Genomic DNA, 25,497 nt, shown 5'->3' with positions numbered 1-25,497 from the left:
GCTGGTCGATGAGGTGCCCGGCCGGATAGGATCAGCCTCGCTGTGCCCTACCTCGATCTGCCTGGCGCCCGGCTCTACTACGAGGTCCACGGCCGCGGTCCGGCGCTCGTCTTCGCTCACGGCCTGGGCGGCAACCACGTCTCCTGGTGGCAGCAGGTGCCTGCATTCTCGGAGCGTCGCACCTGCGTCGTTTTCGCCCACAGGGGCTTCGTCCCATCGTTCAGCAACGACGATCCGGCCCGCCTGCCCCACAGCTTCGCGGAAGACCTGATCGCCCTGCTGGATCATCTGGGCCTCGAGCGCGTCAGCGTCGTCGCTCAGTCGATGGGCGGCTGGACGGCCCTGGCTTTCGCCCTCCGCCAGCCCGAGCGCCTGGATGCGCTGGTGATGGCCTCCACCGCGGGGTCGCTCAGGCATGGCGTCGCCAGCCAGGAGGAGGCACCGGTGCTTGGCGTGCATCCCGCGGTCGGAATTCGGATGACGGCCGAGCGGCCGGCGCTGAGCCATCTCTACACCTCGATCGACGCCCTCTCATCTTCGGCAGGGCTGGACAAGGCCAGACTTCGGCGGACGCTGGCTGAGATGGCGACCACGTCGCCGGAGGCGGTGGCGCGGCTCCGCGTCCCACTGCTGGGCATCGCCGGCGCCGAGGATCGCGTGATCCCGCCGGCGGCGGTGCGACGGCTTTGCGAGCTGGTTCCTGGCGCCCGATTTGAGCTGCTGGCAAAGACCGGCCACTCCGTTTACTTTGAGCGCCCGGCGATTTTCAACCGGCTGGTGGCCGAGTTTCTTGGCTGAGTTCCGGGTCCTCACCCTCCAGTGCTCTGGCTGCAGGTGCCAGCGCGACCTCGTTGTCAGGCGCTGACGGACCTATGATCAGGTTTCCCAGAGGAGGGAAGCCATGTCCCCGAGCTCTGAATCGGCCTCACCCAGCCTGACCGACGTCCTCCGCAGCGTCCTGGCGGACATGAAACGCGCGTCCGGAGCCGACATCGTCTCTCTCGTCCTGTACGACCAGGACGCCCGCCGCTATTACGGGCCGCACGTGATCGGCCTGCCGCCGGACAGCCTGCGCGAGTCGCTGTCCGACATGCAGTCTCAGCTCAACCGATACCTTGACGACGAGGCAGGGGGCAAGGCGCCTGACGACCTCCGCGTGACTCACTACGGCTCGACTGCCTGGTTGACCGTGCGGCGGCAGACGCTGGTCGCCAAAGATGCGCCCTCCGAGATCGACAGCACCTTCATCCGCCGCCACCACGTCCTGTCCACTGTGGGGCTGCCGCTGCTCGCCGAGGAGCGGCTGGTGGGCCTGCTCTACCTGAACTTCTGCGCCGACCCGGCCGCGCCCGCCCCACCCGCAGGCTCCCGCGCTCCCGATCAAGCGGCCGTGGCGGAGCTCGAGCGCAAAGCCCGAGAGTCCGCCGTCCGCATCCGCTCGGTGCTCACCCGCACCCAGAGGGCCGCTGTCGACAGCGTCGGCCGCCTGACCCGACTGCTGACGGCTGCCGCCGACGACGCTGGGGCCGCCGGCGCCGGGCTGCGGCGCCAGCTCTCCATCGCGCTCGCCGACCTCCTGCTGGCCAGCGACCTGGACGCCGCGGCCATCTACGAGATTGGACCGCGCAGCGGCGGCTTGGACCTCGTTACAGCTCACGCTCCGGCGGCGGTCCCGGTTCGACTGGAGGTACCGGCCGAGATTGGCGACCGGGAGGCAGGGGTTACGACGGCGTTGGCCACCGCGATGGCCCCGGCCCGCCTGTACCCGGCGGGAACCTTCCCGCTCCGTGTCCGCGAGGAGGTTGCCGGCTACCTCGTGGTGATGGGCCGTGATCCACTGGCCTCGGTCCGGCGGGCGCCCACCACAGATGTCCTCCTCGGCGCGGCCGCCGACCTGGTGGGCGGCGCGCTGGCCAGCCGCCGCCTGATCTCGACACTGGCCGACAGCAACCGGCTGTTGGGCGCGCTGAGCCGCATGAGCTCCGCCATGCTGCGGCCGGGCTCCTCCCGGCAGGACGTGCTGAACGCCGTCGTGGTCCACCTGACCGACGGCTCGGTGCCCGAGTTCGACTTCCAGTTCGCCACCATGAACCTGATCGAGGATCAGGCCGAACGGGGGCTGCTGGTGCGCATGACGGCCGGGGCGGCGACCTCTGACACCATAGCTGCGGCCGCCTCGGAGGATGCCGGGGGCGAGCGGGGAAAGGCGCTCATCCCTCGCTGGGCGCTGCAGCAGGAGCGGAGGCTGGCCAGTACGGACGTTCTCGCCTATGTCGCCAGCAGCTGGCAGGTGGCCCTGGTCGGTCCCGTCACCAAAGAGCCGGCGGGCCCAGACCTCGTGGCAGGCGGCATCCCTGATCAGGTCCGCTGGACAGAGGTCCCGGTGGTGCGAGCTGACGGTGAGACCGTTACCACTGTCCCGGCCGGCTTGATCGGACATCCTGAGGCCGGCGAGCTGCCAGCGGAGGATGGAGTGGCACCCTTCACGCTGAGCGCGGAGGTCTTCGAGGCTGGCGGCCACGCTGACCTCGTTCGCATGTTCCTGCCAGTCGGGCTGGACTCAGGCGCCCGCGCCACTGGCGTGCTCGAGGTCGGCTACCACCGCTCGCATCGCCGCCGGCCGGACTGGAGCCAGATCGAGGCGCTGCGGGCTGCCACTTTCCAGATCGGGCTGGCGGTGGAGACCTCCCGCCTCTACGAGGACGCCCGCCGCCACGCCGAGCAGCTGGAGCTGAGCGCCGATGTCAGCGAGGCGATCGCCTCCACCATCGACCTGGAGCAGACGCTGCGGCTGGTTGCGCGCAACCTGGTCCGGCTCGTGGACGCGTCAGTCTGCCAGATCGCTCTCTCCGAGGAGGATGGCGAGGGCTGGTACGGGGCCGCGGCGTCCGACCGGGAGGAGGCCTGGCAGCGCTGGCGGGGCGAGAGGCAGGATCACTCCTTCCTCTTCGAGGTGATCGACCGTGGGCTGCCGGTCGCCATCGAGGATGTCTCCGCCAGCGAGCTGGTGCCTGCCGCGTACGTCGAGGCCTTCGATGTCCGCTCGCTGCTGGCGCTCCCCCTGGTCGCGGACGGCAAGACCATCGGCGCAGCGGTACTGGCGCAGCGCGAGCAGACGCGCAACTTCACAGCTGACGAGGTGCAGCGCGCCCAGGGCCTGGCCCACCAGGCGGCGGTGGCCATCAAGAACGCCCGGCTGCACGCGCTCGCCGAGGAGGAGCGCCACATCCAGAAGGACTTCATCCTCATCGGGTTCGGGCAGTGGGGACAGAAGGCCTACCACCACCTGCAGACGCTCAAGCAGTTTTTCAATTTCCGGCTGCACGTGGTCGAACGGGATGCCCCGGGCGCCCACGAGCGACTGCAGGAGAAAGAGGAGGAGGTCCGCGCCAACGGCGACGTCTTCTACTGGGACAGCGACGCCAACCCGGCGCGGGCTCAGCTGGAGCGCGAGCTGGAGGCGAGCTGCTACATCATTACGTACATCGCCACGCCGGCCGCAACGCATCTACCGACGCTGGCGCGCTACTACGACCTGAGTGATGTGATCCTGATCGAGAAGCCGCTGGGGGCTCCCCCTGAGGACTACCGGCGCTTCTTGGACCAGGCGCCCGGCGGCTGCGAGCTGGTGGCGGCCGACCACTACTACTTCAAGCTCGAGGTGCGCCTGCTGCAGCTGCTCCTCACCGAGGAGCGGACGCTGCGCGACTTCCTGGACAGCGTCGAGGAGATCCGCGTCGAGATCCTGGAGGCCCAGGCTCTGACCGGCGCTGCAGCTGACATCGGGGTGGTGGCGGATCTCATCCCCCACGCATTTGCGATCGTGTCCCTTTTCACGCCGATTGACCGCATCGAGCTTGATGCGGCGGCGCCGCTCCTGATCGGACGCCACGAGCCGCTCCAGGGTCAGCGCGAGACGTATGCGCGGATGAACGCGACCTTCCCCTACCTGGGTCGCTCGGTGCGGCTGGTCATCGACGTGGGCAAGGGGGTCGAGGACGCCAAGTGGATCAAGCTCAGCGGCGAGCACCGCTTGAGCGGTCGCAGCCCCTTCTACAAGTTCGATTTCGCCCGCGGTGAGGCGATCGACGGCACGCAGTCGACAGTGAGGGCGGCGGTGCGCAAGATTCGCGAGCCGGGAGTTCCGGACAACGCGCACCTGAACATGCTCCGCCACGTCGTGGAGAAGCGACATCCGGCGGTGGGCATCCTCTCCATCCGAGAGGCGATCCGCGCCAATGTGCGCATCCGCGAGCTGGAGGCGATGGCCGGCCAGCTGCTGGAGCGCGACGAGTGGTCGCCCTACGCGCTCAACACCCGGCCGGCGTTCGCGGGCGGCCCTGCCCTCACCGAGCCGGACGGGGCGGAGCCGGCCCGGGCCACGCCCCAGGAGCGCGCCCGAGCCCGAGCCTAGGCGGTTTGGTCCAGCCAGGGCTCAGTCCGGCCCAGGTCGCTCCCAGCGCGCCTCAGCTCCTATCGGGGGAGAGGTGAGTGAATGAGTGCAACGCTCCTGGTCCGTGATCAGGTTGAGTCGAGCGCCTGCGCCTCAGCAACGCGGCGCACCGCCCGCCGAATCCAGCGCAGTTCAGCGTCGACCAGCATCAATAGGTGATCAGCGGCTGATCCTGGCTCATTGGCCTGACCGCCGAGCTCCTTGACAAGGTGACGACGCCGGGATGCAACCTCTTCGAGTCGCTTCCCGAGCAAGCGCAGCGCCTCGGGCCGGGGCAGATGATCAAGCAGGATGATCGCAACGTCGACGCCGCTGTGCACCGGCTCGTAGTTCTGGAGCACCGCACGCAGCAGCGCGACCATCTCGACTCGGCCGATCGGCGTGAGCGCGTAGATCAGCCGCTCCCCTCGGGGTCCCCTGGCTCCAGACTGGGTTCTCATCTGCACGAATCCTTCTTGGGCCATCCGATCAAGGAGGTAATAGAGGTTGGCCTTTTTCAGGTCTCGGTACAACTCGCCGTGGGCCGCCACAATCCGGTGCAGGTCATATCCCGTCAACGGGCCAGTCAGAAGCAGTCCCAAGATCAGCAGGCGGTGGTGCACAGGTGTCTCATTGTCCGGCCGAAGCGGAAACTGTTTGCAAGCCATCGCCTGTTTGCAACCACAGGAAAGTCCTCCATAGTCAGTGTTGACTTATTCGGCGATCCATTCTATAGTCAGTACCGACTATGGATGGTAAGCAATGATCGCGCTTGTACTCGGGGAGGCCACTGGCTGGCTGGTGGCGGCTCTGGTGGCCGCCAATATCTCCCTTCCCTACCTTCTGCGCCGCCGCCGGCTGGCGCCGCATGGCTGGTCGCTCCCCTACTTGGAGCGCATGCGACCGCACTACTGGATTGGCGTCACAATCGCCGGCCTGAGCCTGGTCCATGCAGGGGTTGCCATGTCCGGACCGATGTCGAGAAGCCCCGGGTACGGTGCCGGGCTCTGGGTTGCTACCGGTGCGATGTTGGTCGCCGGCGGCCAGGTCATGATCGGCATGCGCCTGCGCTCACTACGAGGATCCGAACGCCTGCGCCTGCGCAAAACCCATTACCGAGTAATGGCAATGCTGGTCGTTCTCGGCCTTCTCCACGTGGCCTTGAACGGTGCTCTCCCCCAGTCGATTTCTCGCATCGGTGGTTTGGCATGAACAGCGCAGGTGAGCACGTCAGCATTCCGGAAGAGCCCGGACCCCAACTCGATTCATTCGCGGCTGCGAATCGCTGGTACAACCTCCTCGCCAGTTCGGTCCTCTGCCTGGGCGGACTCACCTTTGGCTTCGTCGCCTTTCAGGAGCAAGATCTGCCCGATAAGGCCGACGACGGCGCCTTCCTGGTGATCGCGCTCCTAGCACTCAGCTGGTACATCTGGCCCCGGCAACCGGTTCAAGCGCTCGCGGCTGCCAATCCTGCTCGGGGCGCTGGCCCTGGTGATCCAAGTCCTGGGCCTGATCGTGGAATGAGACGACCCGAAGGCATTTGGCGACAACATCGGCGGCGTGTTCTTCTTTGTCGTGACCATGGGCCTCATAGCGTTCCAGTACCGCCGGCCCAGCTTTAGGGCCTCTCGAGTGCTCGGCCGGCCTAGCTAACTCCAGGGGTTGCAGCGGCGCGTGTGCCGCCTTCCGCGCAGGTGATGGCGTGCGGACCTATGCAGCCGGACGGCCATTGGGAATGACTCTGCAGTAATTCGCACCGGATCAGGTGCCGCTTGCAAGGCTGACCACCCACTGAGTGGATGAGACCAAGTACTTCATCCGCCACCCCGGGCCCACACGGGAATTCGCTGAGTGGGTGCTGGAGCGGCGCGTGCGTTACCTGGCGGTCGACGCCGGCAGCGCCGATCATCCCATGAACACAGTCATCCAGCGCCTCCGAGCGGATGAGGCCGAGGATGCCGCCGCGAAGCTGGGCCGGCCTCTCTCCGAGATCTTTCCCAAGCGGGACTACCAGATCATGCACACGCTGCTTTTCCCGCACGACATCATCCACGTTGCTCCGACCGTCAGCCCAGTTCTCCGGATAGTGGTTGTGGTAGCCGGTGTGGATGACTAGGATGTCGCCCGCTTCGATCCGCTGCCCGGTCTCCTTTTCCCAGCGCTCGAAGTGCTCAGGCCCGTAGAGGTCGTAATCGCCCATGCCCATCCGCTCCAGGTCCACCACGCAGCGGGGCCGACCAGAAAGTCCAGCGGCAGGTCGCCAATGAACTTGCCCCCGGAATAGAAGTGGGCGGGCGCGTCCAGGTGGGTGCCGACATGGAGCGTGGAGGTGATCTCTTGGCCGCCCGCCTTGTCGAAGGCCAGCCGTTTCACCCACTTGATGCTGGGTCCCGAGTAGCTGGCGAAGGCGGGCGTATGAACTGAGAAGTCCTGGCTCAGGTCGAGCAGCTTCATTGGCACCCTGGTGGACAGCCGATCAGCCCTGCGGCTGCGAGGGAGCCTGCCCGCTCGGCGGTCGGCCGTCGTCCCAGAATGGGTTGGTGATCACCGCCGTGTGGTAGAAGGTCGTCTGGCCTGAGTTGGCGTAGTCGATCAGCGCCTGGCTGGCGACCACGCAGGAGACCTTGACACTCTCGCCGTGCACTATGACGGGGACGTCAGTGGTGCATTGGCCCAACGGTTGGTGGTTGTCAGCGCGGGAAACCATGATCGTGACCTTTGGCCTGTCGCCCGGCGCGAGATTCCCATAGTCGTTGGTGACCACCTCACCAAGCCGGCAGGCAGCCGGATCACAGGGAGGCAGGCTGTCGTGAGCGACGATTCGGTAATAGGCCGGCAGGGATGTGGGATCGGCCGGGTCGATGGCATCGGCGGGCGCCGCAACGGAGAACGAGCTTGGGTAGCTCAGGTCGAAGCTGATCGCACTCGGCCCCGTGGTGCGCAGTCGCATTACCTGAGTCGGCTGTTGGGTCGTAACCCAGAATTCGCCCGAACTGTCCGAAAGCCGGATGGCGGCTCGGCCGTTGATGGTCTTGGTCTCGTTCTTCTTCAGATCGGTCCGCGAGTGCGTGCCCTTGTCCCACTCGCCCGCGCTGATGAAGTCGGCGATGCTGAGTCCGAGCGTGCTGTCGTGAGAGACGACCCAACGCCTGGCGAGCGCCTTGGCCAGTTTCGCCTGGCCCAATGACTCCCACAGGGCACGATCCCCCCGCACGAACGGCTTGTAGCGCACCAGCATGACCTCTTCTTTTCCAGCTTTGAGGTTTCGGGTCATCACCGCGTCGCCCTTGCGATTCAACTCGATCTCACCGGTCAGAGTCGTCCCGTCCGGCTGCGCCATCCTGATGTTCGTCTCCTTCAAGATCGCCGCACGGTCAAAGTTGGTCTTGGCCTCGTTGTAGTACTGGTCGGCCGACTTGCTGAGGGGGCCCACTCCCAACAGGGACCCCGTCAGCAGAAGCAGCGCAATGATCCCCGCCACCGTTATCTCCTCCTGATCGTCAATCGCCCGACCGCCCAAGCCTAACGCCTAGCACGGTAGCAGGATCGTCCTGGACAAATCGCGGATAGGGAAGGCCCGCGCTTCATCGCGGCGGCGAGTCAGCAGACGGTGCCGCGGCCGGTCGCGACGGCAGCGGTAGGGGCGTGATCAACGTCCCTCAGCGCGCGGACCAGGCAGCCTGCACCCGCTTCTGGGCGGTGTTCAGTGAGCGACCCCTGACCACCTCACCGGTCTCGACGTAGCGCTCGTGGTTGAACTCGAGCCGCTCGGGCTCGTAGAGGTAGTTCACCATCACGCCACAGGAGCTGCGTCCTCCCTCGGACAGGTCAGCGTCGACATTGATCTGTTCCAGGCGCGCGCCGTTCGCGAGATGGAAGTGGGCCACCGGGTCAGCCGCGCTGCGGCCGTTGCGACGCTGACAGGTGAGATAGGCGAGGCACAGCCGTTCCAGCACCTTGCTCACCCGTTCCGGGTGGGGCGCGGGCGCGGTGAGCAGCTCCCGCAGTGGGCTTCCCTGGGCGGCCGCCAACCGGTTCAGCTCGTCGGCCTGATCACCGATGAGTGCTCGGAGCCGGGCGTCAGTGAAGCCTTCCGGATCTTCCTCGTCCAGCAAGCTCGCTGCCAATCCGGGGACGGGCGAGAGCGTAGCGAACGTCTTGAGCCCCGGCAGCGCAGCCGAGAGCTCGCTCACCACCTGCTTGATCAGGAAGTTGCCGAAGGAGATGCCGCGCAGGCCTTTCTGGCAGTTGCTGATCGAGTAGAAGATGGCCGTGTCAGCGTTCTTGGTCGAGCCGACATTGCGCCCCGGATCGATCACCGGACCGATGGCTGTGGCCAGGCCATGACTGAGGGCCACCTCGACGAAGATGAGCGGCTCGCCCGGCAGGGCCGGGTGGAAGAAGGCGTAGCAGCGGCGATCCTCGGCCAGCCGAAGGCGAAGGTCGGCCCAGCCCTGAATCGCGTGCACCGCCTCGTACTCGATGAGCCTTTCGAGAATGGCCGCGGGCGTCTCCCAACTGATCTCCTGCAACTGCAGGAAGCCGCGGTTGAACCATGAGCTCAGCAGATGGCGCAGATCGAAGTCGAGAGCTTCCAGGTCAGGGTCGGGATCGAGCGCGAGTAGGCTGGCGCGCAGATTCACCAGCGTACGAGTGCCGCCGGGCGCCATGTTGAGCCGCCGGAACAGCTCCTGGCGGGGCGGTTCGCTGGCCGCTTGCAGCTGCAGCGTAGCCGCCACATCGCGTTCGGCGCGCCAGCGCTCGATCGCTCTCTCCAGGCCGGCCGGGTCAGGCGCAAAGCGGGCGGCCAGCAGGCGAAGGAAGTCGGCTGTCTTTCGCCCGTCCATCGCGTTGATCTCATCCACGAGGTCGCTGGCGAGCGCAATGCCCGCCGCTTCCCCCCGCTGGGCCAAGAGCCGCTCGCAGAGCTGGCGGGCATCGCGGCTCTGCCGGCCCACGGGCAGGTTGAGGACCGCCCGGCCGCGGTCGGCGATGACGCCAACGTGCTCAAACCAGCTACGTGCCGCCATGGCCACTCCGAACGCTCAGCGGGCGGAACACCTTGAGCCGAATCTACAGCGAGGCTCCGAGGCCGCCCCGAACGCTGGCCATCCGGCGCCTCGTTGACCCGACGTTGCTGATGTCTTGAAGCAACCCGGCGTGGAACCACCCGATGGGGCCAAACTGTTCGCCGTGACGTCGACTGCAGCCCCAACGTCCCCAGCGAACCTGTTGCGGAAGAAGGGTGGCTCTCATCGGGTGACGAACATTGAGCTCTTCTTCGACCTGGTCTTCGTCTTCGCGGTCACCCAGCTCTCCCACAGCCTGCTTGGTCATCTTTCGGTCGAGGGCGGGCTGCAAACCGTACTGCTGCTCGCCATGGTCTGGTTGCTCTGGGTTTACACGACCTGGGTGACCAACTGGTTGGATCCCGAGCGGCTACCTGTCCGTTTGCTGCTGCTCGGGCTCATGCTGGTAAGCCTGGTGCTGTCGGCCGCTTTGCCGAACGCCTTCGCTCAGGCTGGTCTGGTCGTTGGCGCCGCTTACGCCGTCATGCAGGTCGGCCGGAGCGCCTTCGCCGTTGCCGGGCTACGCAGTGACCGCCTGCAACGCAACTATGAGCGCATCCTGGTCTGGTCCGTCGCCAGCGGCATTATCGCCATCCTCGGCGGCCTCGCGCAGGAGCGAGCCCGTGAACTGCTGTGGCTGTTGGCGGTGGCGGTGGACCTTCTGGGCGGCGCCGTCGGCTTCTACACCCCCGGCCTCGGCCGTTCGACCACCGCGGATTGGACTATCAACGGGAACCACTTCGCTGAACGCTGTCAGGCCTTTCTGCTGATCGCGCTCGGCGAGTCGGTAGTGGTCATCGGCGCCACGCTGTCGGGCCTCAGCCATATCGCTGCCGCGGAAGTCGGCGCCTGTCTGGTGGCGTTCCTGGGCGCGGCGGCCTTCTGGTGGATCTACTTCGACCGCAGCGCTGAAGCCGGCATGGAGTTGGTCGCGCATTCCGACGACCCCGGTCGGCTGGGAAGGTCCGCCTACCACTTCATCCACCCGATCATGGTGGCAGGCATCATCGTCACCGCCGCCGCGGACGAACTGGTCCTGTCACATCCATCGCACCTGGCGGACACAGCCACGACCGCGCTGACGCTCGGCGGCACTGCCCTGTTCCTGGCGGGGCATGCCGCCTTCAAGGCAATCGTCTGGCGCACGACACCGTGGAGCCGGCTGGGGGCGATCGGCGTCCTGGCCGTGATGCTGCCGGCAGCCGGACACGTGTCAGCTCTTGCTTTGGGCGGTGCGGTGGCCGCCCTCGTGCTGCTGGTCGCCGCCGGGGATCGGTTGGCCGGGAGGCAAGGGCGCACACGCTCAGACCGAAGACCTGGCGATGCTGGTGCGATTTAGCTCCGGAGGATCTCTTGAGGGTCAGCCCACGGACCGGGGCTTGGGGGCTATTGGTTCACGTCGCGCCGGAGCAGGAGGACTATGGAGCCGCCCAGAAAGAGCATGGCCCAGGCGGCGATGACCACCAGAGCGTGAGTTGCATCCACGTGGTCGACGGGGACCGCGAAGGCGGGGCGACTCGAATGATCAGGCTCCAGCGTTTGGAGCAGGACGTTGAAGTTGGCCCCCAGCAAGACGTCGCTCGGCTTGGTCCAGAAGCTCTGGTGGGTGGCGCTTCTGAGCAGGATCAGGACCAGCGCGCCAAAGTTGTCGGCGGGATAGAAGCTCATCGCCACGCCCACCGCAAAGGCCAGTGAGCGACCGACCACGGCGGCGGCCGTGCCCAGCAGGACTGCGCAGACGATGCTGACCACCTGGACTAGAGCGGCCAGGCCGAGGTTCTGCCAAGCCACCGGGGGCAGGCTCCGCAAGGGATCCAGGTTGCCGTGCAGGACGATCACGGTGCCGGCCGTGTAAGCGCCGACCAGGATCACGTAACCGGCGAGCAGGAGCAGGCCGAGCGAGATGAGGACCAGCAGCTTCGCCGCCAAGAGCTGGAGCCGGCCCTGACCGCGGGCGAGCAAAATCCTCAGCGTCCCGGCCGAGTACTCCATGCCCATGAGGCGGGCCGAGACCAGCAGGAGCACGATGCCCGAGCCGATCTGGAAGGTGGTGGTCCAGATGTCGAGAAAATTGTTGAAGAACGTGTGGGGCGACTTCGCCAGCAGCTGCCGCTGGTCTGAGGTGCCGAGGCCTAGAGCCATGACCCCAAAGAGCAGGACGGCGAGCGCGATCATCACCCAGTTGAGTCGCTGCTTGCGCAGCTTCAGCAGCTCAGACCCGACGGCGCCTGCGAAAGATGCCCTGGGCGACCGCGCCTGGGCGGGGCTGAGACCACGTTCGGAGATCGAAGTAGCTGTCATCTAGCCTCCCTTCCTGTGAGATCCAAGAAAATCTCCTCCAGGGACTGCTGGCGTTCCCTGATCACATCGGGCCAGTGGCCGTGACCGGCCAGGAACTGCACGAGGTCACGTCCCCGGCCGCTGGGCGAGGGCACGACCAGCTGCAGGTCTTCCAGCCGGGCCTTTTGGCCCCAGGGCTGCGTCCTGACGAGCGCCAGCGCCGCCTCCGGCCGTTCCACGATGACTATGAACTCCCCGCCGGATTCGGTCAGCTGGGCGACAGTGGACAAAGTCACAAGCCGGCCCTCCTGAATGATTGCCACCCGGTCACAGATCTGCTGGATCTCGCTCAGGACGTGGCTGGAAATGAACACAGTGCGGCCCTGCGCGGCCAGTTCCCGGAGAAGATCGCGGATCTCAGCGATGCCCGCCGGGTCGAGGCCGTTCGCCGGCTCATCGAGGATGTAGAGATCGGGGTCGTTGAGCATCGCCAGGCCCAGGCCCAACCGCTGCTTCATGCCGAGTGAGTAGGTGTTGACGCGGTCGCCGTCGCGCCCGCGCAGGTGGATGACCTCCAGCACCTCATCCATCCGGCTCTCCGAGATGCCGCCGAGCACCCTGCCGACGGCGCGCAGGTTGTCGCGACCGCTCATGTAGCCGTACAACGCCGGTGACTCGACCAGCGCCCCGACCCGGGGCAGCACCTGAGCGCCATGCGTACGCACATCGCTGCCGAAGAGTTCGACGCTGCCCGCGGTGGGCTCGACCAAGCCCAGCGCCATCCGAATGGTGGTGGTCTTGCCTGCCCCGTTCGGGCCGAGAAAGCCGAAAACCTCGCCGCGGTCAACCTGCAGCTCCAGCTGGTCGACAACAGTTCTCTGGCCGTAGCGCTTGGAAAGAGCGTGGGTGCTCAGAATGCTTTCCTTCATCGCCTGCATGGCACCACCAAGCGCACGATTGTGGCAGGACTCGGGCTGAGCGGCCGGAGCCACCTCGGGGCACTTACGAGTTCCCCCCGCGATTGAGATTAGGGTGTGAAGCGGAGGATGGTGTGGTGCCAGCCCGCCCGATCGCCGTCCTGGCAAGATGACCACATGGAACATGTGCTTGGAATCGGTGGATACTTCATGCGGGCCGCCGACCCGGTGGCCCTGGGCGCGTGGTATCGCGATTGCCTAGGCCTGGACGCCGATGAGAACGGTGAATGGCGTCAGGAAGCCGGGCCAACGGTGTTCGCGACGTTCGAGTCCGAGACCGACTACTTCGGGTCCCGTGGCCAGCAGGCTATGATCAACTTCCGGGTCCGCGACCTGGATGCGATGCTCGGACAACTGCGCGCCAAGGGAGCGGACGTGGCAAAAGATCCGCAGAACATGGAGGGTGTCGGTCGATTCGGCTGGGTCACCGATCCTGAGGGCAATCGGATCGAGCTGTGGCAGCCGGCCTGACCGTGTCTTCACGCAGGCGGTGACGTGCTGGTGGCCGCACTAGGTTGTCGAGGTGTGCCCCACGGCTAGGTCCGCGCGATCGTGTCCCATTCCGCCTTCTGCGGGCTGTCACGCGAACACCTCGGCGAGCTTGTCACCGAACTCGCGCGGCGGTGGGAGGCGCGATGCGAGTCCTGGCGCCGCCAGCGGCGCCGCTGGGTCAAAATACGAGTCGGTGTTCACCGGCCGACGGCTGGTCACCCTGGCCCACTTGGCGCACCGGTTGGACCCACGAGGCCCTCGGCGTGATCTACTAGGTCGGGTCCTCCACGATCGGCCGGGCGATCGGCGAGATCAGGCCGCTGCTGGCCGAACGCGGGTTCGCCGTCCCGCAGCGACCAGGCCTGCGCCTGCGCACCCTGGCGGACGGGTTCGCCTACGCCGAGGCCGAAAACGTCACGCTGTGCATCGACGGCGCCGAGACCCAGATCCGTGAGTCGAAAGCCGGACGCCCCGGACGGGCCGCCTTCGTCTCCGGCAAACGCAAGCAGAACACGATCAAGAGAAAATGCTGCAAGTTCGGCCGATTCGGAGGTACTGAGTCGCCTAGGCGTCGAGAAGCGTGAGGGCCTCGTGCGCAAGCGACTCCCAACCCTCGGGGGACTGGCGAACCAAGGCCCAATCCCTCATCGGTCGGCCGCGGCCCGACGGATCGAACGGTTCGGCGTGGGCCATCGCGACGAGCTCGTCGACGCGCGAGCGGCCGATTCGGACCACCAGGCACCCGTCGGCGAGCCCGCCGAACAGCCTGCCGCGGGCTTTCAGTGCTGGCATGCCCATCATTCTCGCCTCGCTGACTGCGGGGTTACTCAGCAGTGACTCGACAACCGCGCGGTAGGCCGGCGGTTCCTGGAGCGGCATGCCTGTCATACTAAACCAGATGGTTAAGTCTGAGCCGGTGGTTCTCAACCAGGTGTTCGGTGCAATCGCCAATCCCACCCGGCGGGCCATCGTCGCCAGGTTGGCCGAGGGCGAGATGTCGGTCAGTGAGCTGGCGAGGCCGTTTCCGCTCTCGCTTCCGGCAGTGGTCAAGCACCTCCATGTCCTTGAGCGCGCCCAGCTGCTCGAGCACTGGAAGGATGGTCGGCTGCGGCGGTGTCGTCTCGATCCGGAGCCGCTTGGGGTGGCCGACAGTTGGCTCGCGACCTATCGCGTGTTTTGGGGGCAGCGGCTGAGCGCGCTCGCTACGCACCTCGAGGAGAACGAGTGACGATGGCCTCGCACGAACTCCGCTTGCGGCGTGTTCTCGCTGCGCCACGGCACGAGGTCTTCCGCGCGTGGACAGACCCTGACGAGCTCAAGCGCTGGTGGGGTCCGGGCGCCTTCACCACGCCACATGCCGAGATCGACCTTCGGCCCGGGGGACGGTACCTGCTCATCATGCAGCCTCCATCCGGCGAGGCGCTGCGACTTGCGGGCACCTTTCGGGCGGTGGAGCCGCCGGCGCTACTCGTCTACACATGGCGCTGGGAGTCTGGCGTGCCGGATCCGACCGAGTCGCTCGTGACAGTCGAGTTCATCGACCTCGGCGGTCGGACCGAGCTGATCCTGACCCACGCAGGCTTCCCGCCGGGGGCCGATAGCACTCCCTATCTCGAGGGCTGGGAAAGCGGACTCGACAAGCTCGGAGCACTCTTTCCATCTCAAACGGAGGACTACCATGCCACGCGCCAGTAACACGATAGTCATCGACCGCCCGTGCGGTGAGGTCTTCGATTTCCTTGCCGACAGCGAGAACGATCCGCAATGGCGGCCCGGCGTGCTCGACATCAAGCGCATGTCGGGCGATGGCATTGGCGCTGTCTACAAGCAGGGGGTTAAAGGTCCCTTCGGTCGGCGCATTGACGCCGACTTCGAGCGCTCGGAACTCGAAGCGCCATCGCTGATCGGCTTTCGGGCGCTGAGTGGTCCCGTACGGCCCGCGGGACGCTACGAGCTCGCGGATGAGGGCGGCCGCACCCGCGTGACCTTCAGCTTGGAAGCCGAGCCGCGGGGCTTCAGCAAACTCATATCGCCACTGATTGCACGGACGATGGGGAGTGAGGTGCGGGCGCTCGATCGCCTTGGCGAGGTGCTCGCCCGACGTACACCCGGCCCCTGATGTAAAGGGCTGATCCGATCCCTGACCTAGCAAGCCGATGAAAAGGGGCTTCGGGCCTGCGGCCTCGTCGGCGCCTTGGCGCCCATGCGGCCCAATCACTCGACGACCCTTTTTCATCACCCTGCTTGAGGTGAGTGTGGTAGCTCGAAGCGGCGGCCAGTAAGGAGCGCCACCAGGCCAGTGCTCTCATCAGCGCGAAGTGCTCGCACGCAATTTAGGGAGCGTGGTCAAGAGACCGGACCAGACGTGGTCCAGGTTTAGGCCTGAGCGACCGCCTGCAGTCGACGAAGGTGGTCGTAGCCATGCCTGACCAACAGCTGGAGCGTCTTCCGAAGTGGTTGGCCCGGCAGCGGACCAGCAGTCGTCGGCGCCTCGAGATCGGCAGTACTCAGCAGCTCGGTGGCCCGCCGTGCACCTGCGCTGAGCTCCTCCATGAGCTCGTCAGGAGTGGTTTGGCGGCGGCGGCCGACCTGGCTGGCATTCCAGCGGTCGGCGTCGAACGGCGGGGCCTCTTCGGCCGCCTCTGACCACAGCTGAGCACCTGCAGTCAGAACAAGGTGGCTCAGGGAAGTCTGGGTGCTGGCCAGATGCGCCAGCAGGTCCTTGGCAGTCCAAGCCTCCTGCTCGCCAATGAGCGGCGTTTGCCAGTCCAGCTCGAGCCTCTCTACCTGATGGGCCAGATCTGAGTACGCCGCGGCGAAGGCCAGGCGCTCCAGGTCCGCGGCGAGCCGGCCCGGTTGGAAAAGCGTCACCTCGTGATGAGATTCATACCAGCGCACCCAGGAGTCGCTGCGCTGCTCTTGGACGTGCGCTGCGGCCGCTCGCTTCCAGCCCAAGAACACCTCAGCCTTTGTCTCCCGAGTCCAGGCCGCCAGCGACAGCAGCAGCGGTCCTTGGACCTGGCTGAAGAGCTCTGCCGGCCGGTACTCGTACATCGAGCTGAGGATCTCCAGCCGCGCCTCAAGCGTCAGCTTGGACGTCACGCCCCCCTCCGGGAGTTGGCGCAGGCTGCGCTCGACGAACGGAATCAGGTCCATTCCCCAGGCCTGGCCTAAGTACCGCTCCTGGGCAGCGAACGCCGCCTCCACGGCCGAATAGCCGCGAGCGCCGTCCAGCATCTGGGCGGCCGCCACCTCCAAGGTCATGGCGCCAGCGACGTCAGCCGCCGGCCCGTCCACGAAGGCCAGGGCGGAGACCAGCTCCGGATGCGCGGCCGCCAGCTCCAGCGCAATGGCGCCGCCCCAGGAGTGCCCAACCAGGACCGGCCGCTGGAGCCCGAGCTGCCTGATCGCGGCCACAGCATCTGCGACGACTGATTGGACCGAGTAGCCTGCCGCCGGGTGCTCAGAGCCGCCATGGCCGCGCTGGTCGAGCGCGACCAGCCGCCAGCCCGGCGGATGTGAGGCAAGCCTGCTCCAGACATACACGTTGGCGTCGAGCCCATGCAGCAGGAACAGAACAGGACGATCGACGCCGTCGGCCTCGTTCCACTCGGCGTAGCGAAGCCGGACGCCACCAACTTCGACCCAGCCCTCCCGCTGGGGAGCGCGCGCCGGAAAGATAGCGCTCAGCCGGCGGTCACCGGCTCAGCCGGCGAAAGTTCCTGGCTGGCTTCGCTTCGCCCTGCGGGCGCCGTGGCCGGCCGGACCCGCCGCTTGATCGCCAGACAGCTGATCGACGCCACTGCCAGCATCACGATGGGCACCACAAGGGTGGGCCGCATGGCGTCGATGAAACCGTAGGCGAAGACGTCGTGCGCCACCTTTGCGATCTGCTGGGCCACCTCGGGCGGCACTCCCGGGATGGGCGCTGTCGACTGGTGCCTGCCGACGTCGAGACCGCCGGAGGCGGCCTTGCTGAAGCCGTCGATGAAGGGCTGCCGGGCCGCCGGCGGGAGCTGTCCCGAGCGCTGCACAGCCTGGTCGTGGAAAGCTGTCGCCAGCCGGTTTTGAAGCACGGCACCCACCACCGCGCTGCCGACCGCACCCCCCAACTGGCGCACTGTATTGAGGACACCTGAGGCAGCCCCTGCCATCCGGGGCCGGATGTTGCGAAGCGCAACTGTGGAGAGCGGTGCGAAGGTCATGCCCAGCCCGAAGCCGGCGACCAGCACGCCGGGCAGGAAGTTGTACCAATCCGAGGTGGGACCGGCGAGAAAGTCGATGATCGTCATCCCGACGGCGAAGAGGGCAAGCCCTGCCATGACTATGTACTTGCCGCCGTATTTATCGGCGTAGCGGCCGGCGAAGGGTGCCACCGCCATTGAGATCAGCGACTGCGGGGCAAGTGTCAGGCCAGCCTTGATGGGCGAGAAGCCGAGCGCCGACTGAAGGTAGATGGTGAGCGGCAGGAAGAGGCCGATCATGCCGAAGGTCAGGACCGCACTGACCCAGTTCATCACTGAAAAGTTGCGGTCCTGAAAAAGCGAAAGGGGAACCAGCGGCGTCATCCGGAAGAAGTCCCAGACGAAGAAGGCTGCGAGCACCACGGCACCCAGGATCAACACCTCAGGGATGGTGATGTCGATGCCCGCCTGAGTTGTCAACGTCGACCAGTTGAACTTCTGGCCTTCGATGAGACCGAAGGTGATGAGGAAGAGTCCGAGCGAGGCCAGGATGATGCCCACCAGCTCGATGCCGCCGCGGCGGCCCTGCCGCACGTCGGGAATGATCAGGAGCGCCAGCACGATGGTCGCGATACCGATGGGCAGGTTGACGTAAAAGATCCAGCGCCAGTCGAGGTAGGTGGTGAGCAAGCCCCCCAGAGTGGGCCCCGCGAGTGTGGCGACGCCGGCGACGGCTCCCCACACGCCGAAGGCGGCACCCCGCCGCTGAGGCGGGAACTGGGTGGTCAGGATGGCCAGCGTCTGCGGGGTCAGAAGGGCGCCGCCGATGGCTTGGAGGATCCGGGCGAAGATCAGGTGGGAGGGATCCTGGGCCAGACCGCAATATGCCGACGCGGCAGTGAAGATCGCAAGGCCCGCGGCGAACATGTTGCGCTGGCCGAAGCGATCACCCAGCCGCCCGGCCGTGATGAGCAGCACAGCGTAGGTCAGGGTGTAGGCGTTGAGCACCCAGAGAATCTGATCGAGCCCTGCCTTCAGGCTGTCGATGATGCTCGGGATCGCGATGTTCACGATCGTCAGGTCCAACAGAACCATGAAGAAGCCCATGCACAGCACCAGCAGGATTGCCCACGGGTTACCCCGCCACGATTTCACCTTGTCTCCACCTCCAAGACATGCACCTGACCACCAACTGCGATGTCACCCCCTTCTGTTCCCTGCTCTTGGGAATCGTCGGCTGCGCCGGTTAGATTGGGGGCTCCTTTCCACCCGGCCAGCCATTCCAGCTCGCCGCTCTCGATTTCGGCCGCCAGCGCCCGGCACCAGCGGGCTTGCGACTGGCGCCGGTCCTGACCGAATTCCATCTCGACCACCGATAGACGCGAGAGTCCATTGTCAGCGAGCCACCCCAGCTGAGCACCTGTCTCCACCCACTCGGCATCGAGAGCATCAGCCCGTTGGCGCAAGGTGTCCACGACCTGCTCTTTAGGCAGCCGGTAGAGGAAGGCCAGCGCCGCCTCGAAGTCGCTGTAGACCGCGTCAGGCTGGCGCAGCATCCGAACCAGTCGCTCCGCGAATCGCTGACGGCCTTCAGCCGTCAGGCGATAAACGGTGCGCTCGGGCCGGTGCCCCTCTCGGTTCACCTCCCTCGCCTCCACCAATCCCTGCCGCTCAAGCTTGTCAAAGGTGTGGTAAAGGGAGCCGAAATTGAGCTTGATGTGCTGGTCAAGATGTCGCCGCCGCATGTGCCCCACCACCTCGTAGGGATGCATCGGCGCCTCATGCAGCAGGGCCATGACGGCCAGACCGAGAGAACCGAACTCCATAATGAATACTCCAGAAGGAGTATACCCTTCTACAACGGTCTACGGACCTCCGCCGGCCGCGCCTCACCGGCGGACCATGGCTGGTCAACGGTGATGCTAAATCGCACGCAGAGATGCACTGTCGCATGTTAGAGTCAACATGTGCCCAAGACCGTGCAGATCCGGGATCTTGACGACCACGTCTACGCGGGACTGGTTCGGCGCGCGTCTGAGATCGGCATCAGCGTCCCCCAACTGCTGCGCGCGGAGGCGGGGCGACTGGCTGCACGGCCCAGCATGGAGGAATGGCTGAAGCGCACCCGGCGGCGCTCCTCACCACTCGGGCGGGTCGAGATCTTAGCCGCGCTCGACGAGCAGCGCGGGGCGCCGGCCGATGCTGGTCGTTGACGCCTCCTGCCTCTGTGAGGTGTTGATCGGCGGTCCCGGCGCCCAACCGATCCGCGACAGGCTGGCCGCCGACACAGACCAGGCGGCTCCGCACATAGTCGACGTCGAGGTCTTCGGCGTCATCCGGCGCGAGCACCTTCGTGGACGACTGGATCGCACCGAGGCCACCCAGGCGATTGAAGACCTCGAGGCCTGGCCCGGCGAGCGTTTCGGCCATCGCGTTCTCCTCTCCCGTGCCTGGGAGCTGCGAGACACCGTGCGAGGCTGGGACGCCATGTACATTGCACTCGCTGAGGCGCTGGACGCCGTCCTCCTGACCACCGATCGACGGCTCGAAGCGGCAACCGGACCCACCTGCCGGGTCGAGGCTATCGACCACCGGTAGCCATCTGGAGTCGCCCCGCCGGCCGTGTGGTCCGATCTGCGCGATCCCACCGGATCTCGCGCCGCGTGCGTCGGCGGCCAGGTCCGTCTACAGTGCTGCGGGGTCGCGCTTGTACAACGCCCGCGCCCAGACGTATCCGACAACTGTGATCGCGGCGCACCAGGCGACAGCGAGTATGGCGCTGTTGCCGATCGGGGTGCCCATCAGCAGTCCCCGCAGCGTCTCGATCACGGGTGTGAAGGGCTGGTACTCGGCGAACCAGCGCAGCCCGGCCGGCATCGATGCCGTGGGGACGAAACCGCTGCCGAGGAACGGCAGCAGCATCAGGAACATGGGTAGGTTGCTGGCGGTCTCGACGCTCTTACTGACCAGGCCCAACGCGACCGACAGCCAGATGAGCGCAAAGCTGATCATCGCGAGGACACCGATCGCCGCGATCCACTTCAGGGGATCGGTGGTGGGCCGGAACCCGATGAGCAGCGCCACACCTATGACGACTGCGACGCTGAGCATTGACTGAACCATGCTGCCGAGGACGTGGCCCGTCAGCACCGAGGCGCGGGAGATGGCCATGGTCCGGAAGCGAGCGATGATGCCTGCGGTCATGTCCATGGCGACGGAGATGGCAGTTCCCTGTGCTGCGCCGGCCACCGTCATCAGGATGATTCCGGGGGCGACGTAATTGAGGTAGGCGGTACGGCCGTCTGACACGCCCGCGAGTCCGGCACCCAGCGTACCGCCGAAGACGTAGACGAACAGCAGCAGCAGGACCACCGGAATGCCGACGACGAACAGTGTCACGGACGGGTAGCGCTGCAGGTGCCGGAGGTTGCGGCGCAGCATCGTTGCCGAATCGGTGACTGTGTAGCGCAGGGTACTCATTGCTGGCTGTCCTTCTGTGTGTTGGTGTGGCCGGTGACGGCGAAGAAGACGTCGTCCAGGTCGGGGGTGTGGATCGACAGACTGTCGACCTCGATCGACTCCCTGTCGAGTTGGTCGAGCACGGCCTTGAGCGAGCGGACATTGCCGTCGCTGGGCACCTGGAGGCTCAGTGCGTCGTCGTCGCGCGACAGCGCGCCAAAGATGTGGGTCGCCGAGTCCAGCGCCCCTGCGTCGGCGAACTGCAGGCGGATGTGGCCGCCGGCGATGCGGCGCTTGAGCTCCTCGGGGGTGCCCTCGGCGACGACCCTCCCGTGGTCGAGGACTGCTATCCGGTCGGCGAGCTGATCGGCCTCCTCGAGTTGCTGGGTGGTGAGGAAGATGGTGACCCCCTCGGCGACGAGGTGGCGGATGATCTGCCACATGTTGCGGCGGCTGCGCGGATCGAGCCCGCTGGTCGGCTCGTCGAGGAAGATCAGGCGAGGATTGCCCACCAGAGTCATCGCGAGGTCAAGGCGACGCCGCATACCGCCCGAGTAGGTCGCCACCGGCTTTTTCGCAGCATCGACCAGGTCGAATTGGGCGAGCAGCGCGGCGGCGCGCCGCCGGCCTTCAGGTTGGCCCAGGTGGTGGAGATCTGCCATCAGGCGCAGGTTCTCTTCGCCGGTGAGCAGGTTGTCCACTGCCGAGAACTGGCCGGTGACACCGATCGCGGCTCGCACCGCGTTGGGATCTTTAGCCAGCGCGTGACCGGCGACATGCATCTCACCACCGTCCGCCGTGATCAGCGTGGACAGGATCTGCACCATGGTGGTCTTGCCGGCGCCGTTCGGGCCGAGCAGGGCGAACACCGTTCCTTCGGCGACCTCGAGATCGATGCCGTCCAACACCAGTTTGTCGCCATAGGACTTGGTCAGCCCGGCAACCCTGACTGCTGGTCCGGATGCGCTGCTGTTGCTCACTTCTCGTCACCCCTTTCGGTGTTGTCGGTGGTCGGGGTCGAACGCCGGATGACGATGTCGCCGTAACTGGTACGCGCCCGGACGTCGACCCGCCCATCAGAGGTTCCCGGGCTGTCGGTGGCCGCCAGTTCGTTGTGCACTCGGCCGAAGGAGGTGTGCACATCGAGCCGGGCCGCAGTGCCGGGCCGGATGCCGAGTTCCACCCGGCCCATGCTGGTCTTGGCAGATGCCACCCCGTTGGTCAATTCGCCGATCCGGATATCGCCGTTGGCGGTGGCAGCGGTGACCTCGGTGGCCGCCCGGTCGATGACGATGTCGCCGTTGGCGGAACTGGCCCGCAGCGTGCCGCCGACCTCACCAACCCAGGTGGTGCCGTTGGAGTTGTCCAGCTTTGCGGAACCGTCGACCTGCCGGGCGCGCAATCGACCGTTACTGGTGTTCAACTCGGCATCGCCGGCCACTCGGCCGACGGTGATCGACCCACAGGTGGTCACCTCCAGCGGGCCGGTGTCCTCCAGCCGGATGTCCCCGGTGGAGGTCTTGATGCGGCATTCGCCGAGCCGGCCGATACAGCGGACGGCAACCAGCGCTGCGGCGCAGTCGAGCTGGGAGCCGGTCGGCAGTTCGATCGTCAGATCGATCGAACCGATCTTGTTGAACAGCCCGATGCCGCGTTGCTGCGGGCCCTTCACCAACAGTCGGCCGGCGTCATAAAAGACCCTGGTCTGTTCGGCGGCCTGCACGTCGGGTCCGTGGCCGACGTCGCTGGGACGTACCTCGACAACGGTGTTGGTGCGATCGGTCGCGGTGATCAGCACATCGCCGACCGCGAGTTCAATGGTCGCCGCGATCGGTTCATGAGTGTCGAATGTGGGCATGGTGTTCCTCCGATGGTTCGCGGGCGTCGTCCGGGTAGCGGCGTACGCCATGGGTTGCGTAGGGGTGAAGGCGTTGCGGTGCAGCCGTTCTCAGTGATGCTGGGGTCAGCGGACCCAACCTGTGTAGCGATCTCCGCCGACAGGTGCTCGTGCGGTGGATCGGTGAGCGTCAGGATCCAGTGCGGCGTTGGCGGATCGGACGAGCCAGGCGTTGACCGACAGGCCGGCCCCCCTGGCGGCGTCGTCGACCCGATCCTTGAGGTCCTGGCTCAGCCGGAGGTTGATCCGGGTCATGGCGCTGTCGTCGTCGATGGCCGTTGGTGGTGCGGCGGCAGCCGGTGGCGGCGAGTCGGAGATCGGCTGATCGGCGGGAGGTGCCGCGACCACGAAGCTCGGCTCCAGGCCCCGCAACCGCAGGTCCACCGATCCGGGAGCGAGTTCGAGGGTGATCTCTGCGGCGGCCGCGCTCAGTGCTTCCAGCAGGGCCAGCCGCACCGCCGACTCCAGCGGCGCGGCCAGTCGTTCGGCCAATTTGCGGGCCTGCTCGCCGCCACTCTCGGCGGCCACCGCCAGTTGGTTGCGGAGGGAGTCGACATATGGCGTGAGTTCCATGGCACCACGATGGCACCAGAATGGCGCAAAGACAAGCCACTATCGCATCTTTTTGGCGCCAATTGGCTCAGCGTGCGCCGATCGGTCGCCGGAGCTTGCCGCATCCCGGGCATAACGACCCGGTGTCACGCCGAGAAATCGGCGGAAGTCTCGGACGAAGTGCGACTGGTCGTACCAGCCCAAACGCGACGCCAACTCGGCCAGGTCGGCGGTCGGATCGGTGTCCAGGGCGGCGGCAGCGTCCTGCAATCGGCAGCGCATCAGCACCCATTTCGGTGGTACCCCGATGTACTCCCGGAACAGTCGCTGCACCCCGCGCACCGTCAGCCCGGCGCGCTGCGCCACCTGTTCCACCCGAACCACGTCGCTGGTGCTCATCGACCAGGAAACCAGCTCGGAGGCCAGTAGATAGTCGATGCTCGGCTCCGGAGCGAGCCGGGCCAGCCAGCGCTGGACGATGTCGCGGCGACCGTCGTCGTCCGGCTCGGCCAGTACCCGCGGGAGTACGTCGGCGGCACCGGGCAGCAGGTCGTCGGCCCGCAGTGATTGGTCGGCAGCCAGCGGCGCGCCGATCAACGCGGCCAGCCCGCCCGGCCGGAACCGCACGCCGAAGGTGCGGCCCTCACCGGTCAACTGCACCCGGAACCGACTGGTCCACACGGTGGTGACGACCGCCGCCGGCATCCGGATTCCATGCCGGACCGACGGATCGCCGCCGGTGCGGTGGCCGTCCTCGAACGTCAAGTGGCATACCGGGTTGGTGATCACCTCGCTGGTTCGGAGCGGTTGGCCGTGCCGCACCCAGCGAACGGACCAGAACCAGTCCGCGTAACCGATGATCGCCGGCTCGGTGATCGGCAGCCGGCCCCGCTGCAACACCAGATCCGTGCTCTGCGGGTGTACCACTTCGCCGAGTCCATTGCCGTGCTTGTCGGCGCGTGCTCGACGCCGGGCATCGACGGACGACGGGGCCGCAACTGAGGGTGTCGCGTCCGTCGCGTTCGTCCTAGACCTCATCGGCTCAGCCTAGGCAGACTGACCGACATGACGAATACACCCGAATCCGGAACCGAAGCCTCCGCTGCCACTATGACCGGTGTCGACTTACGGCCGGCCGGTTACAGCACACGCACGCCGTTCCTGTGTGTCGACGGCGCCGCCGCGGCGATCGACTTCTACAGCTCGGTGTTCGGCGCCTCGCTGATCTCGAAGATGGACGGGCCGGACGGCACCATCGCGCACGCCGAGCTGCAATTGGAGCAGGGGCGACTGCAACTGTCGGACCCGATGGCGGACTACGGTCTGGCCGCCCATGACGGCAGCGTGCCGGCGACTCACTCGATCGCCATCTACGTTTCCGACTGCGATGCGGTGGTGGCCGCCGCCGAACAGGCCGGCGCCACCGTCCGGGAAGCGCCGTCGACCTTCGTCACCGGAGATCGATTCGGTTCGATCGTTGATCCGTTCGGCGTCCGCTGGTCGGTGATGACCAGGGTCGAACAGGTCTCCGACTCCGAGGCCGAGCAGCGGGTCAAGCAGTGGTTGGCTTCCCAGGGCTGAGACCGGTCGGCGGCCCGCTCAGCCGATCCACCGGGCGATGACGAACCCGATGCCGACCAGCGCCGCGACCGCCAGCACGGCGAGATAGCCGAGCACCAAACGGGTATCTCGGAGAAGACACTTGCTGCGGGTCAGACCTGCCCGGCGGGCGCGCAGGTAGCCGGCGAACCCGAGAGCCGCGAAGGCCAGCAACGCGAACGGTCCCAGCCACCAGGCCAACGCGGCGATCGTTGCGTACACGCACAGCCGCAGGGGGTCTAACGGTTGCGGCGCACCGGATTCGGTGCTGGTCGGTGTACTGCGCGGGCCGCTCATCGGGCGACCGTCAGCGGCAGCACGCGGCGGCTCGGCTCGGCGGCCACCGCGGACAGCCGGCCGGCACCGAGCGGGGCCCAGGCCTGCACGGCGCAGAACGGCGCGCACTGATCCTGCTCGGCGCTCCGCATTCCGACGTGCACGCAGCACTGGGTGAGCCGCTCCTCGATCATCGTGTTGATGTCCATGAACGGTTTGACGGTGATGCGTTTGACCCGTTCACCCACCAGTGTGCGCAGTCGTTTGCGGCGGCCCGGCA

At 66.6% G+C, this 25,497-nt stretch carries 27 protein-coding genes and 2 pseudogenes; 12 read left to right on the top strand and 17 right to left on the bottom strand.

The genetic code is table 11. The features are described 5' to 3' along the window. Positions 1-42 precede the first annotated feature (42 nt). Complete coding sequence (locus ACR2MZ_RS02800; RefSeq protein ID WP_434003546.1) at positions 43-798, top strand: alpha/beta fold hydrolase; 756 nt, start codon at positions 43-45, stop codon at positions 796-798. A gap of 103 nt (positions 799-901) precedes the next feature. Continuing rightward, positions 902-4,414 (top strand): GAF domain-containing protein, encoded by a 3,513-nt coding sequence (locus ACR2MZ_RS02795; protein WP_434003545.1) that lies wholly within the window; start codon positions 902-904, stop codon positions 4,412-4,414. 107 nt (positions 4,415-4,521) lie between these two features. Here the strand turns inward: ACR2MZ_RS02795 and ACR2MZ_RS02790 are convergent, their stop codons facing one another. Further along, the gene (locus ACR2MZ_RS02790) at positions 4,522-5,100 is read right to left on the bottom strand and encodes a PadR family transcriptional regulator (protein ID WP_434003544.1); all 579 of its coding nucleotides are present in this window, start codon (positions 5,098-5,100) and stop codon (positions 4,522-4,524) included. 94 nt (positions 5,101-5,194) lie between these two features. Here ACR2MZ_RS02790 and ACR2MZ_RS02785 point away from each other — a divergent pair, with 94 nt between their 5' ends. Together ACR2MZ_RS02785 and ACR2MZ_RS02780 are read left to right on the top strand one after the other, a co-directional pair. Beyond that, positions 5,195-5,644 (top strand): hypothetical protein, encoded by a 450-nt coding sequence (locus ACR2MZ_RS02785; protein ID WP_434003543.1) that lies wholly within the window; start codon positions 5,195-5,197, stop codon positions 5,642-5,644. A gap of 583 nt (positions 5,645-6,227) precedes the next feature. Continuing rightward, positions 6,228-6,548 (top strand): cyclase family protein, encoded by a 321-nt coding sequence (locus ACR2MZ_RS02780; protein WP_434003579.1) that lies wholly within the window; start codon positions 6,228-6,230, stop codon positions 6,546-6,548. A gap of 15 nt (positions 6,549-6,563) precedes the next feature. On the opposite strand, the pseudogene ACR2MZ_RS02775 reads toward ACR2MZ_RS02780, so the two are convergent. From ACR2MZ_RS02775 to ACR2MZ_RS02765, 3 genes and pseudogenes are all read right to left on the bottom strand, one after another. Next, positions 6,564-6,886, bottom strand: a pseudogene (locus ACR2MZ_RS02775) (cyclase family protein); the annotation flags it as partial. Positions 6,887-6,908: 22 nt separating this feature from the next. Continuing rightward, entirely contained in the window at positions 6,909-7,913 is a 1,005-nt protein-coding gene (locus ACR2MZ_RS02770; RefSeq protein ID WP_434003542.1) for a hypothetical protein, read from the bottom strand. A gap of 178 nt (positions 7,914-8,091) precedes the next feature. Next, a complete protein-coding gene (locus ACR2MZ_RS02765; RefSeq protein ID WP_434003541.1) occupies positions 8,092-9,462 on the bottom strand; it encodes a malonyl-CoA decarboxylase in 1,371 nt (456 codons plus the stop codon). A gap of 229 nt (positions 9,463-9,691) precedes the next feature. Here ACR2MZ_RS02765 and ACR2MZ_RS02760 point away from each other — a divergent pair, with 229 nt between their 5' ends. Then, positions 9,692-10,840 (top strand): low temperature requirement protein A, encoded by a 1,149-nt coding sequence (locus ACR2MZ_RS02760; protein WP_434003540.1) that lies wholly within the window; start codon positions 9,692-9,694, stop codon positions 10,838-10,840. A 47-nt stretch (positions 10,841-10,887) separates the two neighbouring features. On the opposite strand, the gene ACR2MZ_RS02755 is transcribed toward ACR2MZ_RS02760, so the two are convergent. Beyond that, complete coding sequence (locus ACR2MZ_RS02755; RefSeq protein WP_434003539.1) at positions 10,888-11,802, bottom strand: ABC transporter permease; 915 nt, start codon at positions 11,800-11,802, stop codon at positions 10,888-10,890. Further along, a complete protein-coding gene (locus ACR2MZ_RS02750) occupies positions 11,799-12,710 on the bottom strand; it encodes an ABC transporter ATP-binding protein (protein ID WP_434003538.1) in 912 nt (303 codons plus the stop codon). The genes ACR2MZ_RS02755 and ACR2MZ_RS02750 overlap by 4 nt, the downstream gene beginning before the upstream one ends. A gap of 165 nt (positions 12,711-12,875) precedes the next feature. Between ACR2MZ_RS02750 and ACR2MZ_RS02745 the strand changes: the two genes are divergently transcribed. After that, positions 12,876-13,229 carry a VOC family protein gene (locus tag ACR2MZ_RS02745; RefSeq protein WP_434003537.1) on the top strand — a complete coding sequence of 118 codons (354 nt, stop codon included), beginning with the start codon at positions 12,876-12,878 and terminating at the stop codon, positions 13,227-13,229. A 585-nt stretch (positions 13,230-13,814) separates the two neighbouring features. Here ACR2MZ_RS02745 and ACR2MZ_RS02740 read toward each other — a convergent pair. After that, complete coding sequence (locus ACR2MZ_RS02740) at positions 13,815-14,129, bottom strand: TfoX/Sxy family protein (RefSeq protein ID WP_434003536.1); 315 nt, start codon at positions 14,127-14,129, stop codon at positions 13,815-13,817. A 19-nt stretch (positions 14,130-14,148) separates the two neighbouring features. Between ACR2MZ_RS02740 and ACR2MZ_RS02735 the strand changes: the two genes are divergently transcribed. The 3 genes from ACR2MZ_RS02735 to ACR2MZ_RS02725 are packed head-to-tail and all read left to right on the top strand — an operon-like array spanning position 14,149 to position 15,369. Continuing rightward, a complete protein-coding gene (locus ACR2MZ_RS02735; protein ID WP_434003535.1) occupies positions 14,149-14,478 on the top strand; it encodes an ArsR/SmtB family transcription factor in 330 nt (109 codons plus the stop codon). Between the two features lie 2 nt (positions 14,479-14,480). Next, positions 14,481-14,945: an SRPBCC family protein gene (locus tag ACR2MZ_RS02730; RefSeq protein ID WP_434003534.1), complete on the top strand. Its 465-nt coding sequence runs from the start codon at positions 14,481-14,483 to the stop codon at positions 14,943-14,945. Next, entirely contained in the window at positions 14,929-15,369 is a 441-nt protein-coding gene (locus tag ACR2MZ_RS02725; protein WP_434003533.1) for an SRPBCC family protein, read from the top strand. Before ACR2MZ_RS02730 ends, ACR2MZ_RS02725 begins: the two co-directional genes overlap by 17 nt. Positions 15,370-15,626: 257 nt before the next feature. Here ACR2MZ_RS02725 and ACR2MZ_RS02720 read toward each other — a convergent pair whose 3' ends face one another. The 3 genes from ACR2MZ_RS02720 to ACR2MZ_RS02710 form a co-directional block, all read right to left on the bottom strand. Beyond that, positions 15,627-16,820, bottom strand: a complete 1,194-nt coding sequence (locus ACR2MZ_RS02720) for an alpha/beta fold hydrolase (RefSeq protein ID WP_434003578.1) — start codon at positions 16,818-16,820, stop codon at positions 15,627-15,629. 116 nt (positions 16,821-16,936) lie between these two features. Further along, positions 16,937-18,589: a DHA2 family efflux MFS transporter permease subunit gene (locus ACR2MZ_RS02715; protein ID WP_434003532.1), complete on the bottom strand. Its 1,653-nt coding sequence runs from the start codon at positions 18,587-18,589 to the stop codon at positions 16,937-16,939. Continuing rightward, the gene (locus tag ACR2MZ_RS02710; protein ID WP_434003531.1) at positions 18,586-19,260 is read right to left on the bottom strand and encodes a PadR family transcriptional regulator; all 675 of its coding nucleotides are present in this window, start codon (positions 19,258-19,260) and stop codon (positions 18,586-18,588) included. Before ACR2MZ_RS02710 ends, ACR2MZ_RS02715 begins: the two co-directional genes overlap by 4 nt. A gap of 141 nt (positions 19,261-19,401) precedes the next feature. Here ACR2MZ_RS02710 and ACR2MZ_RS02705 point away from each other — a divergent pair, with 141 nt between their 5' ends. Both ACR2MZ_RS02705 and ACR2MZ_RS02700 read left to right on the top strand, forming a co-directional pair. Beyond that, positions 19,402-19,647 carry a hypothetical protein gene (locus ACR2MZ_RS02705; RefSeq protein ID WP_434003530.1) on the top strand — a complete coding sequence of 82 codons (246 nt, stop codon included), beginning with the start codon at positions 19,402-19,404 and terminating at the stop codon, positions 19,645-19,647. Further along, the gene (locus ACR2MZ_RS02700; RefSeq protein WP_434003529.1) at positions 19,634-20,032 is read left to right on the top strand and encodes a type II toxin-antitoxin system VapC family toxin; all 399 of its coding nucleotides are present in this window, start codon (positions 19,634-19,636) and stop codon (positions 20,030-20,032) included. Before ACR2MZ_RS02705 ends, ACR2MZ_RS02700 begins: the two co-directional genes overlap by 14 nt. Before the next feature lie 87 nt (positions 20,033-20,119). On the opposite strand, the gene ACR2MZ_RS02695 is transcribed toward ACR2MZ_RS02700, so the two are convergent. The 5 genes from ACR2MZ_RS02695 to ACR2MZ_RS02675 all read right to left on the bottom strand — a co-directional run bounded on the left by ACR2MZ_RS02695 (position 20,120) and on the right by ACR2MZ_RS02675 (position 24,380). Continuing rightward, on the bottom strand, positions 20,120-20,914 hold the full coding sequence (locus ACR2MZ_RS02695) for an ABC transporter permease (protein WP_434003528.1): 795 nt from the start codon (positions 20,912-20,914) through the stop codon (positions 20,120-20,122). Then, a complete protein-coding gene (locus tag ACR2MZ_RS02690; RefSeq protein WP_434003527.1) occupies positions 20,911-21,873 on the bottom strand; it encodes an ATP-binding cassette domain-containing protein in 963 nt (320 codons plus the stop codon). Before ACR2MZ_RS02690 ends, ACR2MZ_RS02695 begins: the two co-directional genes overlap by 4 nt. Then, positions 21,870-22,751 carry a DUF4097 family beta strand repeat-containing protein gene (locus tag ACR2MZ_RS02685; RefSeq protein WP_434003526.1) on the bottom strand — a complete coding sequence of 294 codons (882 nt, stop codon included), beginning with the start codon at positions 22,749-22,751 and terminating at the stop codon, positions 21,870-21,872. The genes ACR2MZ_RS02690 and ACR2MZ_RS02685 overlap by 4 nt, the downstream gene beginning before the upstream one ends. Before the next feature lie 105 nt (positions 22,752-22,856). Next, the gene (locus ACR2MZ_RS02680; protein WP_434003525.1) at positions 22,857-23,363 is read right to left on the bottom strand and encodes a hypothetical protein; all 507 of its coding nucleotides are present in this window, start codon (positions 23,361-23,363) and stop codon (positions 22,857-22,859) included. Positions 23,364-23,402: 39 nt separating this feature from the next. Beyond that, positions 23,403-24,380 (bottom strand): helix-turn-helix domain-containing protein, encoded by a 978-nt coding sequence (locus ACR2MZ_RS02675; protein ID WP_434003524.1) that lies wholly within the window; start codon positions 24,378-24,380, stop codon positions 23,403-23,405. Positions 24,381-24,452: 72 nt separating this feature from the next. On the opposite strand from ACR2MZ_RS02675, the gene ACR2MZ_RS02670 reads away from it, so the two are divergent. Further along, a complete protein-coding gene (locus ACR2MZ_RS02670) occupies positions 24,453-24,923 on the top strand; it encodes a VOC family protein (RefSeq protein WP_434003577.1) in 471 nt (156 codons plus the stop codon). Between the two features lie 18 nt (positions 24,924-24,941). Here the strand turns inward: ACR2MZ_RS02670 and ACR2MZ_RS02665 are convergent, their stop codons facing one another. Together ACR2MZ_RS02665 and ACR2MZ_RS02660 are read right to left on the bottom strand one after the other, a co-directional pair. After that, the gene (locus ACR2MZ_RS02665; protein ID WP_434003523.1) at positions 24,942-25,238 is read right to left on the bottom strand and encodes a cytochrome c-type biogenesis protein; all 297 of its coding nucleotides are present in this window, start codon (positions 25,236-25,238) and stop codon (positions 24,942-24,944) included. Next, a pseudogene (locus ACR2MZ_RS02660) lies at positions 25,235-25,497 on the bottom strand (radical SAM protein); the annotation flags it as partial. The gene ACR2MZ_RS02665 and the pseudogene ACR2MZ_RS02660, both read right to left, overlap by 4 nt.

Source organism: Candidatus Dormiibacter sp., assembly GCF_050999135.1.
GTDB lineage: Bacteria > Chloroflexota > Dormibacteria > Dormibacterales > Dormibacteraceae > Dormiibacter > Dormiibacter spiritus.
The sequence above is the reverse complement of the archived record's forward strand: the minus strand, read 5'-3'. Positions and strand labels throughout refer to the sequence as shown.